Genomic DNA, 16232 nt, shown 5'->3' with positions numbered 1-16232 from the left:
GGGGGCGATCCGGCCCGATGCCGTTGGCCGTCACCCAGTGTAGTCACTCCCTCCCGCGGCGTCAGGACGAAGCAACGCAAGGCTGGAGCCGGTAGGCCTACAGCGGAAAAAAACGCCGCCCCTCCCGGCACGCCGGGAGGGGCGGCAGCCCTCTGGATCAGCCGAAGAACCAGTAGCCGCGGTTGACCAGCCGGGTCAGCAGTTGCAGGAAGCCCGCCTGATCGGCCAGTTCCACCAGCGCGTCCTGGGTGATGATGTCCTTGTCGCACAGGAGTGCGATGGCGGCCGGATCCTCGCTTGGCAGGGTCCAGGCTTCGCCGTCGATGTAGCAGGTGCGGCTCTCGCCGCTGAACCAGACGCTGCGCAACCCCGGCACCTTGATGGCGGGCTCCCCCTGGCTCAGCAGGTCGGCCACCTCGTCGGCGCTGTAGTCCGGCTCCACCGGATTGACGTCCAGATCGTGCTTGGCCTCGGAGATCATGGTGCCGAACCACTCCTTGAACAGGGTCTCGTCGTCGAGGGCCTGTTGCATCAGCTCCCGCAGGCGGTGCAGCTCATGGGGCTGGATCTCCCCGTGGCGGGCGCGGGGCTGGAGGTCCGGGTCGCCGTAACGTTCGGTGCGGATCTCGTTGTCGATCAGGTGATCGGCAAAGGAGGAGACAAGGGCCTTGGCGTCCGGTGCGCGGAAACCCACCGAGAAGTTCAGGGAGGGCTCGATGGCGTAGCCCTCGTGGGGGAATCCGGGCGGGATGTAGAGGATGTCGCCCGGCTCCATGATGACGTCGATGATCGCCTCGAACGGCTCGCAGTGCAGCAGGGCCGCGTGGGCGGCGAACTCGTTCAAGGGCTTGGCATCGCCGACCCGCCAGTGGCGCTTGCCCTGACCCTGGGTGATGAAGACATCGTAGTTGTCGATGTGGGGGCCGACACCGCCGTGAGGGGTGGAGAAGCTCACCATCACATCGTCAAAGCGCCAGCCCGGGATGAACTGGAAGGGCACCGCCAGCTCGTGCACCTCGGGTACCCAGTGGTTGCACGCCTGCACCAACACGGTCCAGTTCTCTTCCCCCAGGTGATCGTAGGATTCGAAGGGGCCGTGGGCCGCCTCCCACTTGTTGTTGAAGCGGGTGACCAGGCGCGACTCAATCACCTCTTCCATGGCCAGACCTGCCAGCTCGTCCGGGCTGATGGGATCCTGAAAGTCGGTGAAACCGCCCTTGATGAGGAGCGGGCGCTTCTGCCAGTAGTGCTCGAGGAAGTGAGCGATATCCAGATTGAGTTGGTACATGGTGCTTCTCGTATCTTGTGAGAGGGCTTGCCCAAGGCGGGCTTGGGCAAGGGCTCTGAAATGGCCCGATAGAGGGTGATCATATCAAATGGGCCAAAATCAACGGGGGCCCTGCCGTCATGACAGAGCCCCCGCCGGTTCGGTTACATCACTTATTTCAGCAGATCGACCAGACGCTGGGCGTCGCCGATGTAGTTGGCCGGGGTCAGCTTCTTCAGCTCGACCTTGACTGCTTCCGGCAACTCCAGGGTGTCGATGAAGGTGCGCATCCCTTCGGCGTCGACGCGGCGACCACGGGTCAGCTCTTTGAGCTTCTCGTAGGGCTTCTCGATGCCGTAGCGGCGCATCACGGTCTGGATGGGTTCCGCCAGCACTTCCCAGTTTGCGTCCAGATCGGCGGCCATGGCGTCCGCGTTGGCTTCCAGCTTGGAGATGCCCTTGAGGGTCGCCTGATAGGCAATCAGGGAGTAACCCACCGCCACACCCAGGTTGCGCAGCACGGTCGAGTCGGTGAGATCACGCTGCCAGCGGGAGATGGGCAGTTTGCTCGCCAGGTGCTGGAACACGGCGTTGGCCAGACCCAGATTGCCTTCGGAGTTCTCGAAGTCGATGGGGTTGACCTTGTGGGGCATGGTGGAGGAGCCGATTTCGCCGGCGATGGTGCGCTGCTTGAAGTGACCCAGGGAGATGTAACCCCAGACGTCACGGTCAAAGTCGATCAGGATGGTGTTGAAGCGGGCCAGGGCGTCGAACAGCTCGGCGATATAGTCGTGGGGCTCGATCTGGGTGGTGTAGGGGTTCCAGGTCAGGCCGAGAGAGGTGACGAACTCCTCGGAGAACTGGTGCCAGTCCACATCCGGGTAGGCGCTGATGTGGGCGTTGTAGTTGCCCACGGCACCGTTGATCTTGCCCAGCAGCTCCACCGCCATGATTTGCTTGAGCTGGCGCTCCAGACGGTAGGCGACGTTGGCCATCTCCTTGCCCATGGTGCTCGGGGTCGCCGGCTGACCGTGGGTGCGTGACAGCAGCGGCATGTCGCGGTACTCGACGGCCAGGCGCTTGATCTCGCCGATGAGCTTTTCGCAATAAGGCTTGATCACCTCTTCCCGGGCGGTCTTCAGCATCAGGCCGTGGGAGTTGTTGTTGATGTCTTCCGAGGTGCAGGCGAAGTGAATGAATTCGCTGACGGCGGCCAGCTCCGGGTTCACTTCCACCTTCTCTTTCAGGAAGTACTCCACCGCTTTCACATCATGGTTGGTGGTGCGCTCGATCTGTTTGATGCGGGCGGCATCCTGCTCGTTGAAGTTGCTGACGATGCCGTCAAGCACGGCATTGGCTGCCTCGCTCAGGGCAGGGACTTCCGGGATCCCGGCGTGGCTGGCCAGTTTTTGCAACCAGCGCACCTCGACTTCGACGCGAAAACGCAGCAGACCGAATTCGGAGAAGATAGGGCGCAGGGCATCGGCCTTGTCGCCATAACGACCGTCAATCGGGGAAACGGCAGTCAGCGCGGACAGCTCCATGGGGTGAACTCCTGATGATTGGTGTGGGGGTTAAAATCGTTTGGCCAGTTCCACCATCTTCTTGCGGGCGAAGATGATCTGGGTACGGCTGCCGCCGAGCTGGCGCCACAGCACCACGGCGCGGATGCCTGCGAGCAGCAGGGCGCGCACCTTGTGCTGCACCAGGGGCTGCTGCAGGAAGAGCGGGGTGCCCGCCACCTGGATGCGCGGCCCGATGGGGCTGATAAGGTCGCTGTAGATGCTCGCCATGTTGGCCAGGATCTGCTCGTCGAGCAGATCGAAATGCTGTTGCTGGCGGCCGATCTGGCTGATCCGCTCCCCCAGCATGTTGAGGATGTCCTTGCGCTTGGCGAGCTTGCGCTCCAGCGCGATCAGGCTCACCACGTAGCGGGTCAGCTCGGCATTCTTCTGGCTGCCGTCGGCCCCCAGCTGTTCCACCAGGGCGCGATAGCCATCGCGAATGGCCAGGTGGCTGCCGAACACTTCCAGCGGCTGCGTGGGGTTGGTGACCAGAATGCTTTGCAGGCTCTCGCGCAGGGAGGCTTCGTCGCAGGAGCCGTCACGGGCCACTTTCTGCACCAGATAGGCGGCTTGGCAGATGCCTGCGAAGGCCATGGTTCTGTCTTGGAATTTGTCGCTCATATCTTCACAGCCCTGTTCTGTTCTTTCACCGGCCGATGCCATTATCCGGCCTGGAATGTGTCGGCCATGTCTTCACAGCCCTGTTCTGTTCTTTCACCGGCCGATGCCATGATCCGGCCTGGAATGTGTCGGCCATGTCTTCACGGCCCTGTTCTGTTCTTTCACCGGCCGATGCCATGATCCGGCCTGGACGTTGCCAATCATGTATCGCTGCCTGGTACTGTTTTTCTTTGTCCCCTCTCCCTCAGGGAGAGGGTCAGGGTGAGGGTGGTTACCCCCTCATCCCCAACCCTTCTCCCGCGAGGGGAGAAGGGAGTACAGCGCGGACGCTCGTGAGCGCCCAGCCCTTAGACCGGATGGCTGAAACGCTGTTCGATGATGCCGCCGCCCAGACACACTTCCCCGTCGTAGAAGACGGCGGACTGGCCCGGGGTCACCGCAGCCTGCTTCTCGTCGAAGATGACCCGGATGGTCTCATCGTCGATGGGCTGGATCAGGCAGGGGATATCTTCCTGCCGATAGCGGGTCTTGACGGTGCAGCGGCGCGGCGCGCGAATGGGGGTGCGATCCACCCAGTGCAGCTGGCTCGCGACCAGGCCGTCGGAGTAGAGGCGGGGGTGTTCCCCTTGCGCCACCACGAGGGTGTTGCGCTCCACCTCTTTGTCCACCACGTACCAGGCCTCTTCGGTGGCATCTTTGCGACCGCCAATGCCAAGCCCCTTGCGCTGGCCTAGGGTGTGGTACATCAGCCCCTGATGCTCGCCGATGATCTTGCCGTCCACGGTTTCGATGGGACCGGGCTGGGCGGGCAGGAACTTGGCCAGGAAGTCCTTGAACTTGCGCTCACCGATGAAGCAGATGCCGGTGGAGTCTTTCTTCTTGGCGGTGATGAGATCCAGCTGCTCGGCGATGCGGCGCACCTCGGGTTTTTCCAGATCCCCGACCGGGAACAGGCTCTGACCCACCTGGGCTTCGCTCAGGGTATAGAGGAAGTAGCTCTGATCCTTGTTGGTATCCAGACCGCGCAGCAGGCGCGGGCGGCCGGTGCTGTCGTCACGGCGCACATAGTGGCCGGTGGCGATGTAGGTGGCCCCCAGCTCTTCGGCGGCGAATTCCAGGAACGCCTTGAACTTGATCTCCTTGTTGCACAGGATGTCCGGGTTCGGGGTGCGACCCGCCTTGTACTCTTCCAGGAAGTGCTCGAACACGTTGTCCCAGTATTCGGCGGCGAAGTTGATGGTGTGGAGTTTCATCCCCAGCTTGTCGCAGACGGCCTTGGCATCAGCCAAATCCTGGGCGGCAGAGCAGTACTCGTCCGTGTCGTCTTCTTCCCAGTTCTTCATGAACAAGCCTTCGACCTGATAGCCCTGCTGCTGGAGCAGGTAGGCCGAGACGGAAGAATCCACGCCGCCGGACATGCCGACGATCACCTTGATTTGGCTGTTGTCTGTCATTAGTCGAAGTTACCAGTTCGTTTAAACGGGGCGTATTCTACCAGAGTTTTGCGCCCCCGGTCACATCTCCCTGCCGCCGTTCTCCTTGGAAGCCCGGCGGCGGGAAATCGTTTTTCTTGTCTCGGCCCCATAGCGTCAAAAAGAGCGTCCAATGGCGCTTAGATGAAGGCCTTGAGTGCCGACAGCGGCAGGCGGGTGCCTGCCAGATAGTCCTGGATACACTGCCACACCAGGGGGCTTCGCAGGGCGGGCTTGCACTCGGCAATCTCCTCCAGGCTGAGCCAGTGACAGGCCAGTACGTCACCGTCGGGATCCTCTGGATGGTGCTGACCGGGCGACTTTTCAAGGTCGAAGATGACGGCGGTGCGCACAAAGGTGGCCTCGCTGTCCGCCGGTTTGAAGAGGTAGACCCCGAGCCAGCCGGTGGGCGCGGCGGTGAGTCCGGTCTCCTCCTTCAGCTCGCGGCAGGCCGCCTGGATGAGATCTTCTCCCGGCTCCACGTGGCCGGCGGGCTGGTTGAAGCGGCGCTGGCCCGCAATCTCCTCTTCCACCAGCAAGAAACGCCCTTGCCAGTGCACCAGGGCGGCCACGGTGAGGCGGGTGGGCAGCGGTGGGTGATCGCTCATAAGGACTCCTTGTCTTGTTGACTGTGCCCCGGCAGGGGCGTTCGATGCAGATCCGCTGTCGCCTTCATTCAGAGGGCTTGGTGCGAGCCGGACGGCGGGCGGTGGTGCGCCCGCCGCTGCGATTGCCGGGGCGCGGGTCTGTCCTGCGGCGGTCCCGCCCCTGGGGTGGATCCTGATCTGTTGGCCGGGCGGTGCGGGGGGCACTGCGGCCAGTGCCCCCGGCTGCGGCGGATGCCCGTGGTTTGCCTTGCGTGGCGGCTGGTCGTGGCGCGGTTGCCAGCTCGGGGGCGGGCAGGGCGCGGCTCTCTCCCGGCGCCAGACCATCGAGGGTCCACTCCCCGATGGCGTAGCGGATGAGGCGCAAGGTGGGGTGGCCAATGTGGGCGGTCATGCGCCGCACCTGGCGGTTGCGCCCCTCCACTATTTTGATCTCCAGCCAGCAGGTGGGGATCTCCCTGCGCTCGCGTATGGGCGGATTGCGTGGCCACACCGCAGGGTCATCCATGATGCGCGCCCCGGCGGGCAGGGTCATGCCGTCGTTGAGTTCCACTCCGGCGCGAAGGGCGGCCAGTTTCTCCTCGCTCGGGATGCCTTCCACCTGCACCCAGTAGGTCTTGGGGGTCTTCTCTCCCGGCTGGGTGAGGCGTGCCTGCAACTTGCCGTCGTTGGTGAGCAGCAAGAGCCCTTCGCTGTCTCGATCCAGCCTGCCCGCGGCATAGATGCCGGGCTCTTTGATGTAATCCTTGAGGGTCTCGCGGCCCGCCTCGTCGGTGAACTGGCAGAGCACCATGTAAGGCTTGTTCAGGAGCAGCAGCTTGCGAGCCGCCGGGGCGGGGGCCGGTTTGCGCTCGTTGACGCTCCCTGGGTGCCGGGCCTCCCGGCGTTGGGATGGGCGCGCCGTGGTAGGCCCGCTGGCCGTGCGGCCTGCGTCAGGGCGGGCGGAGAGGGAGAGACGGGGGCGGGCTGATTTCATCGCATGCATACCAAAAACAGGGGATGGCGGAGTGTACCACAGGGGGCGGCCGTCAGGGGGAGGGCGGGGCTTCCCTCTCGGGTCAGGGGGAGGCGGTGTCCGGCGCCAGTGCGAGGGAGAGGCGCAGCATGTCCTTGTGCTGGATGCCGTGCTCCATCAGGGGCTCGGGATAGTGGATGAGGAAGTGATCCTTCACGACGGCATGGACGCGAAAGCCGTGGCGCTGGTAATAGGTGAGCTGGTGGCCGAAGCTGCCGGTACCGAGCTCGACGCGGCCTATCCCCTTCCCGGCCAGGTTCTCCAGCACGAAGCGCAGCAGGCCGGAGCCGATGCCCTGCTGCTGGCGGTTGGGGGCAACGGCGATGTTGAAGATCTCGGCGGTTTGCTCCCCCACCAGGCCCGCCACGCAGGCCCCCACGACCTCGTTGTCCGCCAGGGCGGCAAAGCCCCAGGCCCCGGGCAGGTAGGCGGGGTTCATCTCGACAAACGTCATCCTTGTTTCTCTCCCTGTTTGTGACGGCGCGCGCCGCGCAGCACGATGGCGGGCTTGACCGATGTGGTGGCCCGGACGGCGTTCCTCTCGCACGGCATCTCGCCCGGTGTGGATGCCACCAGCCGGATCAGGGTCTGCCACGGCTGCTTGCCGTGGGCACGCCCTTGCCCCTGTGTCCCGATGGGGTTCACCCGCGTCTCAGTGGGCGTCATGCCGGGGAACAGGGGGACTGGTCCCCGGGATCGGCGCCGGGCGGTTGAGCAGGAAGACCACCTCGCCACGGTAATGGGGGGAGGCGGCCAGTGTTGTCTGCCAGGCGGGATCCCACTCCCCATCCTGCACCAGCCCTACCTTGAACGGGATGGTCAGGTGCGCCATGGCGGGCAGATAGGCCTGATAGCCCGGCACCGTGCGCGTGCCCTGATAGGTCTGGATCACCAGCTCGTCCACGGGCAGGCGATTGAGCTCTGCCACGTCCCCCGTTTTCGCCCAGTCGAGCAGCCCCGTCACGCTGAGCTTGCACCCGGGAGGCAGGGCGCGCCGCAGTTGTTGCAGGGCGTTGCCATAGCGATCGAGCTGGCGGGTCGCCGCATCGAAGTCGATCTGGATGCCCGCCACCCTGGCCCCGGCCGCGCGCCACCCCTCGTAGAGGCGCACCAGCACCTGCTCGTGGGCGGGGGAGAGGGGGAGGGCGTTGACACGCACCACCAGCCAGACCTGCCCGGCCTTGAGGGGGGAGGGAACCCGCCCCAGCTTGACGAAGCGGGAGCCGCCGGGCCTGTCCAGGATCTCCCCCTGATGCAGATAGAGGGTGCTGGCCTGTTCCAGTACCGGCTGGTGGCGGGTGGCGGACCAGAGCCAGAAGGCGTCATAGGCGCTGGCATCGACACTGGCCTCAAGGGGGGTGGCCAGGGCCGTCAGCAGCAGCGCCAGAAGGGCGCGTTCAGGGGGGCTGCTCATGGCTCACCAGTAGTATTTGAGGGATCTGGCCCACACCGAGTTGCCATAGCGCTGCTTGAGGGTGTTGAACCAGGCCTGCCGGGTGCGTTTGGGGATCTCCTGGCTGTCGCAGCTGTTGTAGCCGGAGGGGGCATAGCACTGGATGGCGCGATAGAGGGCATAGCTCTTGTCTTCGGGCTCCGCCTTGGGGTTGGCCATCACGGCCTGATAGAGGGCGAGGCGGCTCGGGAACGTGGGACGCTCGTCTTGCGCCAGCCCCCAGATCATCTCGCGATCCTGCCACAGGTCGATATGGGGATCCCGGCTGCGCAGGTACTCCCCGAAGCAGTTGAGGGCATGACCATCGTCGGGGCGCTGCATCAGGGTGCCAAGGGTCTGGGCCAGATCCCGGCAGTGGTAGCCCTGGGGCGTCCCCTCTCCGCGCCACTGGAACGCCGAGAGGCGCACATCCCCGTTGGGCACGGGCTCCCAGGGCGCGTCGGCGGGAGGGGTCGCCTCCTTGTAATCGGCGGGGACGAGGGCCACATCCTGCAAGAAGGTGGCCGGGTCGCTGGCGATGAGATCCCGCACCAGCAGGGTATGGAGCGCAATCTGCCGCTCCGCCGCGCTCGGGCCCTGACTGGCTTGCTGGCGCAACAGGGCGGGTTCGGCCTCCTGCTTGAGCACGGCCGCGCGGATGCGCAGCTGGGTGATGGGGCTGCCCGGCTGGAAGATGGCGGCCGTGTTGCCGGTGCGCACCCAGTGATCCGCCAGCACGTTCTCCACGAACGCCTGCTGGGCCTGACCCAGGGGGGAGGCCACCAGCGCCATCAGGGCCTGCTCGGCCTTGTCGAAGGCCTTCATGCCCTGCCAGGCCCAGATGCGCAGCATCTGGTGGCTGAATGCCAGGGTGGCGTCCTCCTGCCCGGGGGAGGGCAGGGCCAGCACCTGCTCGAACTGCTTGTCCAAAAAGAGGGCGTAGGCCTTGAGATAGGCCGCCTGCGCCTGGTGACCGGTTTTTTGCAGGTGCGCGATGGCGTCGTCCAGCTGGGCATCTTGCCAGTCCCGCGGCCGCTCATAGGTCGGTCTGAGACCCCGCAGGGCATTGACGAACAGCAGCGCCGGCTGGGCCGAGTCCTGATAGGCCGCCTGATGGCGATAGGCATCGCCACTGAGCAGGGTGAGATCGATCTCGTTGACCAGGGCCTCCAGCGCCGGCAAGGGCTGGCGGGTTGCCATGGCCTCGTCATAGGCATCCCGCAGGGCGCCGAGATCACCGGCCATCCACTGGATGCGTCTGAACAGTCCTCTGGTCGAGCTGGCGTAGCGCCCTTGCGGGTAGGCCGCCAGATAGGCCTGACCCTGGGCCATGGCGCGGCGAAGGGCCTCCTTGTCGCTCCTGGTCACGTCCTGATCGCCGTATTCGTCCTTCGCCTCCTTCATCGCGAGGTTGATCTCCGTGCGCATCACCATGTAGGTCGCGCTCTCGGCCACCCAGGGGGCCTTGGCCTGCTGCAAGGCGGCAAAGCCTGCGCGGGCCTCCTCGAAGCGGCTCTCGTAGAAGTGCCGGGCGGCCTGCAGATACCCCTGCCACTCCAGGGCAGCATCGCTCATTTCGGTAGCGGGGGCCGGGCTCTCCTGTTGTCCCAGGATCAGCAGACGGCTTCGCAGCAGCGACGTGCGCTCCGGGGCGGGCACCTCGCTCTGCTCGAGGGCGTCCAGAAACGCGCTGACCGAGGAGAGGGAGTTGGAGATGGCGTGGCCGTAGAGGGAGTCGTGGCCCGCGTAGTGCTCGAGCAGCGGTGGGAGGGACGGGTCGTAGGCGGCCAGCCGGCTGCCGAGCTGCTCGCGCAGCGCCGGGTCCTCCACCTCCTCCGGCTGGGGGAGGCGGGTGAGGTAGAACAGCGGCTGGCTGCGCTCGTTCAGCGGATCCGCCGGCAGGGTGAAGGGGAGGGGGTGATGCTGTGCATCCCCCAGCAGCATCAGCAGGTTGCCCCGGGTGTCGTTCTCGTTGAGATAGAGCGGATAGGTAGGGAGAGGGCAGTCGGTGAGCCAGAAGCCGCACCCGTCACCGTCACCGGAGGCGAGGGCGGGCAGTGCAACCAGCGTCATCGCCAGCACCGAGCAGTGGGTCAGAGATGTCATGGGATCGCTATCCGTTTGTGGGCCCGCGCCGTGCATGACGCCCGGGCCGGAAAAGGGGGTTTGCAGTGGCGGGCAATAGTACGAAAGAGGGTCACAAACGACAACCCATTCTGGCCTGGTAGGCGCTCTCCCTGTCAAGACGCCTGCGCCATCTCCCTGTCCCGAGCATGTGCTCTTTGCTGCTTTGCGGGTGTCAGCATCTGCCATCGCCATACATCGCCATACAAAAAGGGCGAATGTGGATACTTATATAGGGGGCTCTTCGGTGCGAAAGAGCGCCTTGCCGCAGGCGAGGCAGGTGTGGCGAAAGCGATGATCAGGCCAGCCGGTCTGGGGGGGGCCCAGCACCTTGTCGGAGCCGCAGGCGCAGCAGCGCGCCCCCAGTTCATCGTCGATGGCGCATTCGGGATGCTGGTGCAGGTAGTCGGCGCGGGTAGGCAGACGCAGCCAGTCGGGCTGGGCATGGCGCTGGTTCCAGAAATAGCACCCATAGAAGGTGCCTGCGGCGACGGGCAGGGCAAACCACCAGAAGAGATCCATGTCATGACTCCGACGAGAGGGGATGAGGGCGGCAACAACCCGCTCAGCAGGCGCGGTGCGGCCCCATTTTATCGGGGCGGGAGTGGGGCGGGATATGCCCGGATGGGTAACAAGCGAACCTGCTGGTGGTCGGGCTGGCAAGCCGCAGGGCCGGGGTTGGGGATTATCTATCCATTAAAGAGATGGGTTGCGTCATAACCTATCGCATTTTTGGATGGACAAGGGGGCCTTTCCGGTCGCAAAGCCCGGAGAGCGGGGAGTTTTTGTGAAAAAAAATGTGCATATCCTCGTCATGCCGATCTCAAGGGAGTCATTGAGCAAGTTATAAATATCAAGGTATTGATATCAATGGCAAAAACAGTGCTTTTATCAGGCGTTTTCAGGGTGGCTTATGGGGTTTCATAAGGAGCTTTAACCCATTTTCTAGATTGGTTTTTGCATAATCAATCGTTTATTTTGTTGGACAATTGGGGAAAACCTGGTGTCCAATCGGGTGAGCAGGTTGGCCAAACAGTGCCGTCAGCCAGTGTGTAACCCGAGATGTAAGGAGACATCCTGATGGAAAAACTTGACCAAAAAATCGACACCATGCGCCAGGAATTCGAGTCCCAGGGGCAAAAACAGGCCCAGGACAGATGGCAGGCCAGGGTCGATGAACTGCAACGGGAGCGCAGCGAAGCGCCCCAGCCGGAAGCGGCAGAACACTAGCCCCTGGCGGCCTTGTGGCCACCAAGTGAGCGCATAATGAAAAACCACCGCCCTGTTCGGGGCGGTGGTTTTTTTGCGCAGTGGCTAGAGGCGATAGAGGGGCCGCATCGAACAGCTCCGCGCTCTCGCCGGTGCCGCCGTTGAAGACGGTGTGGAAGAAGCGCAGCACCTTCTCGTTGGCGAGGGCATCCCCTTCGAAGTAGGCGTGAGAGTCCCCCACATGGGGCTGATTGGTCACGTCCACGTAGGTGGCCGTTCTGGCATCCAGCCGCCGGGTGTAGTGGCCGAGCCTCGCCTTTTGCTGCTCCCCCATCTTCATGCGCGATGCCATCAGGGCACCATCGCGCTCATTGATGGTGATGTAGAGGCGGTTGCGACACTGGATGCGATCGACCCACTGGGCGTGAAGCTCGTTGTTGGTGTCGGCGGCGGCCATGATGATGTTGTCGAACAGCAGCTGGTTGGCGTGGTAGGTGGTGCTGCCCAGCAGGTGCTTGAACAGGTAGTTGCCCATGCTGTGCAGCAGCAGGTTGATGGTGAAGGGGCATCGCTTGTTTACCTCCTTGGCAAAGTAGCGATCCCAGGCCTCGCCGTTGTCTGCGAACTTCTTCTGGGCCTTCTCTTCCAGCTGCGTCACATACTGGCCGTTGAACTCGTCGAGCAGCCCCTTCATCTTCTCCAGCACCCGGTCAAGGGCCCCGGCCGAGGCCAGGGCATCGCGCTTGTCGCTCTTGTAGCTCAGCACGCCCCGGGCGCCGCCGCCATTGGCGGGCCAGCTGAAGCAGAGCACCTCGACGCCGTACCGGGCCTCGAGCCCCGCGGCTCGCTCCAGCACATCGTCAAGATCGTTGTTGAAGCCGTGTACGAACAGCAGCAGGTGTTTGCCGGTCTTGAGCTTCTGTTTGGCCGTGCTGCCGGTCCCGGCGCAGCGCTCCAGCAGCTTGCGCGACACATAGGCGCTGGCCGGGTGGGGGAGGTGGGGTCAAGGCCGGCGCTGGCGGCCATCTCGGCGGTGATCTGATCCGGCAGCAGGTCCAGCTGCCACTGCTTGCCCTGACGCCGGGCCTCGGCGAGGCGCAGTTCGTTGGGGCCCTCTGCGGGTTTTTCGCCAAAGATCTCGCTGGGGGTCTTGCCCTGCTCGTTGACCATCCGGTTGGTGACGATAAACATGGTGTTCTCCTTGTTGTCGTGCTCTCTTCATGATCGGCCACGCCCCGGGCGCCCCGAGCACTGGCAAAGAGCCTAGTCCGGATCCGGCAGCCTGTCCCCCGGCGCGCCTTGCCTCGCCAAAGGGGTTACGACGATGTAAAGGCGAACGGGATTTGGGGGAATGGCGCCTTTGGGGCGGCGAGGGCAGGGAGACGCTGTCATCACTAGAGGAAGAGGCCTGGATGGACGGGGCCTGCGCCTCGTCAGGACCAGAGGGCGGCGAGGGAGGAGGGGATCCTCAGGCGCACTGTGATCCACTCCCCGACTATGGTCTGACATGCACGCCCGCTATTTGATTATGCAAATGGATGGGCTTAAGATGGCCGCGCGCAACGATCAGATTGATAACAAACGGAAGTTAGGAGATGCCGATGGAAAGCAAAGTAGTTATCCCGACCCAGGGCCAGAAAATCACAGTCGATGCCAGCGGCAAGCTGCAGGTTCCCCACAACCCCATCATTCCGTTTATCGAAGGGGATGGTATCGGTGTGGACGTGACCCCGGCCATGTTGAATGTGGTGAATGCTGCGGTCGAGAAAGCCTACAAAGGCGAGCGCAAGATCGCCTGGATGGAGATCTATACCGGCGAGAAGTCGACTCATGTCTATGGCGAAGGTGCCTGGCTGCCGGCCGAAACCCTGGATTTCATTCGTGAATACTGCGTGGCCATCAAGGGCCCGCTGACCACCCCGGTCGGCGGCGGTATTCGCTCCCTCAACGTGGCCCTGCGCCAGGAGCTGGACCTCTACGTCTGCCTGCGCCCGGTCCGTTACTACGAAGGGACCCCGAGCCCGGTCAAGCACCCCGAGCTGACCGACATGGTGATCTTCCGCGAGAACGCCGAAGACATCTACGCCGGCATCGAGTGGAAGGCAGACAGCGATGAAGCCAAGAAGGTGATCGCTTTCCTGCAAAACGAGATGGGCGTGAAGAAAATTCGCTTCCCCGAGTCCTGCGGCATCGGCATCAAGCCCATGTCCAAGGCCGGTACCGAGCGTCTGGTCCGTGCCGCCATCGAGTACGCCATCGACAACGATCGCGACTCCGTGACCCTGGTGCACAAGGGCAACATCATGAAGTTCACCGAGGGTGCCTTCAAGGATTGGGGCTATGCCCTGGCCCAGAAAGAGTACGATGCCCAGCTCATCGACGGCGGCCCCTGGTGCTCCTTCAAGAACCCGAAAACCGGCAAGACCATCGTGGTCAAGGACGTCATCGCCGATGCCTTCCTGCAACAGATCCTGCTGCGTCCGGCCGAGTATGACGTCATTGCCTGTATGAACCTCAACGGCGACTACATCTCCGACGCGCTGGCTGCCCAGGTCGGCGGCATCGGCATCGCCCCGGGCGCCAACATCGGCGATGGCGTCGCCCTGTTCGAAGCCACCCACGGCACCGCGCCGAAATATGCCGGTCAGGACAAGGTCAACCCGGGCTCCCTCATCCTCTCTGCCGAGATGATGCTGCGCCACCTGGGCTGGACCGAGGCGGCTGACCTCATCGTCAAGGGGATGGAAGCGGCCATCGCCAACAAGACCGTCACCTATGACTTCGAGCGTCTGATGGAAGGGGCCACCCTGCGTTCCTGCTCCCAGTTCGCCCAGGACATGATCGACCAGATGTGATCCGGGTCGTTGAAATGCAAAACCGGCGCCATGAGCGCCGGTTTTTTTATGGAGGAGAGCAGGTCGTCAGGTGGTTTTTTCCACGTGCTGCTCGTAGATCTGCTGCCATTTGCTGGTCTCGGCCTCATCTCCACGGGCCTGCCAGAATTCGCAGATGGAGCTGGCGAGCTCGGATGCCATGGCGTGGTCTCCGTCACGGCGGCTCATCAGATATTGTCCCAACCAGCTTTGATATTGTTTCATCGCCCGATCTCCTTATCTAAGGTGCCCAGAGGGGAGTGCTCCTGGCGTCAAGGTCGCGCAGGAGCGATTCGAACTGGGCACATGTTGTGCTGCGCCCGGCAGGTGTTGGTCGCCGGATCCGGTGGTTATCTCACCGGAAAAAGGGGACAACGGGGCGCAGATGTCAAAAAACGGTCTCTATCGTATCACAAAATAACCAGTCAGTGGGGCTGGATGACAAATCAGGCTGTCCAGCAGTCTGGCCGTCTGTGTCATGGTGGCGAGGACTGAGGCGCCATCTTGCTGATCTCGCAGCAGAAAAACCCGCCAGGTCGGCGGGTCATGGGGGCGAAAAAAAGATCAGATCCGGGCGCAGGCCAGGTATTTTTCCATCTCCTCGGCGGGCACCATGCCGCCGCCGGTGGCCCACACCAGGTGGGTGGCCCCGGCCATCTTGGCTGCATCCAGTCCCTGCCCACTCTGCCACTCAAGGTTGGCGGCCACTCGCCAGGGGCCTGCCATGCCCGCCAGTGCCGAGGGCTCGAGCCGGATCTCTTCATCCCGGGCCAGGAGCCCCAGCAGGTCGTACATCTCCTGATCCCTCAGGGTGTAGAAGCCCGCAAGCAGGCGTTCCATGGCGCGGCCGACAAAACCGGAGGCGCGTCCCACCGCGAGGCCGTCGGCGGCGGTGAGGTTGTCGATGCCAAGGTCTTGCACCGCAATGGCATCGTGCAACCCGGTGTAGACCCCGAGCAGCATGCAGGGGGAGTGGGTGGGCTCGGCGAAGAAGCAGTGCACGTTGTCCCCGAACGCCAGCTTGAGGCCAAAGGCCACCCCGCCCGGGCCGCCGCCGACGCCGCAAGGCAGGTAGACGAAGAGCGGATGGTCGGCGTCCACCCTGATGCCCATCTCGTCGAACTGCTTTTTCACCCGCTCGCCCGCCACCGCATAGCCGAGGAACAGGGTGCGAGAGTGCTCGTCATCGATGAAGAAGCAGGCGGGATCGCGTTCGGTCTCCTTGCGTCCCTGCTCCACCGCCACCCCGTAATCCTCGGCGTATTCCACGACGATGGCGCCATGTTGGCGCAACTTTTTCTTCTTCCACTCCCGCGCATCGGCGGACATGTGGACGGTGACGCGAAAGCCGAGGCGGGCGCTCATGATGCCGATGGAGAGGCCGAGGTTGCCGGTCGACCCCACCGCGATGCTGTATTGGCTGAAGAAGTGGCGGAACTCGTCCGAGAACAACGTGCGATAGTCATCCGTCTCGCGCAGCAGCCCAGCCTGGATGGCCAGGTGTTCGGCATGGGCCAGCACCTCGTGGATGCCGCCGCGCGCCTTGATGGAGCCGGAGATGGGCAGATGGCTGTCTTGTTTGAGCAGCAACCTGCCGGTGAGTTCGACGCCATAGCGCCCATTGAGGGTCCCCTGCAGGGTCGGGATGGTGGCGATCCCGGACTCGATGATGCCGTGGCTGGCGCGGGTTTCGGGGAAGGCCTCGCACAGGTAGGGGGCGAAGCGGGCGAGCCGGGCGGAGGCGGCGGCCACATCGTGCCGGGTGAGCCCCACATGGGGCAATCCTTCCGCGAGGGAGGTGGCCCCCGGATTGAACCAGGTCACAGGGGTGAGGGCGATCAGCGGTTCGAGCAGGGGAAAGCGGGCGATGAGCCCGGCAATGTCGGTGTGTGTCATGAAAGCCTCGCGGGGTGGTGACGGAATCATCCCATTGAACGGCGCCAGCGTTGCCGTGACAAATGATAAAACGCGTGGCTTGGATGAGCTCAGTTGATGCAAATGGCCATTTACCCTGCTGTGTCTTCGAACATGGGTGACTTGAGTCTTCCT

14 protein-coding genes and 1 pseudogene are annotated in these 16232 nt (G+C 63.7%); 1 reads left to right on the top strand and 14 read right to left on the bottom strand.

The window, feature by feature from the left end:
* Window positions 1-157: 157 nt before the first annotated feature.
* The 12 genes and pseudogenes from AB5Y50_RS12870 to AB5Y50_RS12815 form a co-directional block, all read right to left on the bottom strand.
* A complete protein-coding gene (locus tag AB5Y50_RS12870) occupies window positions 158-1288 on the bottom strand; it encodes a cupin domain-containing protein (protein ID WP_010673616.1) in 1131 nt (376 codons plus the stop codon).
* A gap of 152 nt (window positions 1289-1440) precedes the next feature.
* Window positions 1441-2811: an adenylosuccinate lyase gene (gene purB, locus AB5Y50_RS12865; RefSeq protein WP_041214787.1), complete on the bottom strand. Its 1371-nt coding sequence runs from the start codon at window positions 2809-2811 to the stop codon at window positions 1441-1443.
* A 30-nt stretch (window positions 2812-2841) separates the two neighbouring features.
* Complete coding sequence (hflD, locus tag AB5Y50_RS12860; protein ID WP_010673618.1) at window positions 2842-3453, bottom strand: high frequency lysogenization protein HflD; 612 nt, start codon at window positions 3451-3453, stop codon at window positions 2842-2844.
* A 347-nt stretch (window positions 3454-3800) separates the two neighbouring features.
* Window positions 3801-4907 carry a tRNA 2-thiouridine(34) synthase MnmA gene (mnmA, locus tag AB5Y50_RS12855; RefSeq protein ID WP_010673619.1) on the bottom strand — a complete coding sequence of 369 codons (1107 nt, stop codon included), beginning with the start codon at window positions 4905-4907 and terminating at the stop codon, window positions 3801-3803.
* A gap of 158 nt (window positions 4908-5065) precedes the next feature.
* Window positions 5066-5533, bottom strand: coding sequence for an NUDIX hydrolase (locus tag AB5Y50_RS12850; RefSeq protein WP_039039255.1), 468 nt, complete (start codon window positions 5531-5533; stop codon window positions 5066-5068).
* A 64-nt stretch (window positions 5534-5597) separates the two neighbouring features.
* A complete protein-coding gene (locus tag AB5Y50_RS12845) occupies window positions 5598-6515 on the bottom strand; it encodes a pseudouridine synthase (protein ID WP_223954324.1) in 918 nt (305 codons plus the stop codon).
* A gap of 73 nt (window positions 6516-6588) precedes the next feature.
* Window positions 6589-6999, bottom strand: a complete 411-nt coding sequence (locus AB5Y50_RS12840) for a GNAT family N-acetyltransferase (RefSeq protein WP_223930666.1) — start codon at window positions 6997-6999, stop codon at window positions 6589-6591.
* On the bottom strand, window positions 6996-7190 hold the full coding sequence (locus AB5Y50_RS12835; RefSeq protein ID WP_173418149.1) for a hypothetical protein: 195 nt from the start codon (window positions 7188-7190) through the stop codon (window positions 6996-6998). Before AB5Y50_RS12835 ends, AB5Y50_RS12840 begins: the two co-directional genes overlap by 4 nt.
* A gap of 7 nt (window positions 7191-7197) precedes the next feature.
* A complete protein-coding gene (locus tag AB5Y50_RS12830; protein WP_113978181.1) occupies window positions 7198-7959 on the bottom strand; it encodes a DUF3142 domain-containing protein in 762 nt (253 codons plus the stop codon).
* A 3-nt stretch (window positions 7960-7962) separates the two neighbouring features.
* Complete coding sequence (locus AB5Y50_RS12825) at window positions 7963-10083, bottom strand: hypothetical protein (protein WP_113978182.1); 2121 nt, start codon at window positions 10081-10083, stop codon at window positions 7963-7965.
* Between the two features lie 246 nt (window positions 10084-10329).
* Window positions 10330-10623: a hypothetical protein gene (locus AB5Y50_RS12820; RefSeq protein WP_368162941.1), complete on the bottom strand. Its 294-nt coding sequence runs from the start codon at window positions 10621-10623 to the stop codon at window positions 10330-10332.
* 991 nt (window positions 10624-11614) lie between these two features.
* A pseudogene (locus AB5Y50_RS12815) lies at window positions 11615-12166 on the bottom strand (alpha/beta hydrolase); the annotation flags it as partial.
* A gap of 745 nt (window positions 12167-12911) precedes the next feature.
* Between AB5Y50_RS12815 and icd the strand changes: the two are divergent.
* Window positions 12912-14165 (top strand): NADP-dependent isocitrate dehydrogenase, encoded by a 1254-nt coding sequence (gene icd / locus AB5Y50_RS12810; protein ID WP_010673630.1) that lies wholly within the window; start codon window positions 12912-12914, stop codon window positions 14163-14165.
* 66 nt (window positions 14166-14231) lie between these two features.
* On the opposite strand, the gene AB5Y50_RS12805 is transcribed toward icd, so the two are convergent.
* Window positions 14232-14408, bottom strand: coding sequence for a hypothetical protein (locus AB5Y50_RS12805; protein ID WP_010673631.1), 177 nt, complete (start codon window positions 14406-14408; stop codon window positions 14232-14234).
* A gap of 339 nt (window positions 14409-14747) precedes the next feature.
* Window positions 14748-16079 carry a D-serine ammonia-lyase gene (gene dsdA / locus AB5Y50_RS12800; RefSeq protein ID WP_223930668.1) on the bottom strand — a complete coding sequence of 444 codons (1332 nt, stop codon included), beginning with the start codon at window positions 16077-16079 and terminating at the stop codon, window positions 14748-14750.
* Window positions 16080-16232 lie beyond the last annotated feature (153 nt).

Source organism: Aeromonas sp. s6, assembly GCF_040907815.1.
Taxonomy (GTDB): domain Bacteria; phylum Pseudomonadota; class Gammaproteobacteria; order Enterobacterales; family Aeromonadaceae; genus Aeromonas; species Aeromonas caviae.
Note: the sequence above shows the minus strand (reverse complement) of the source record. Positions and strands in the feature narration are given on the sequence as shown.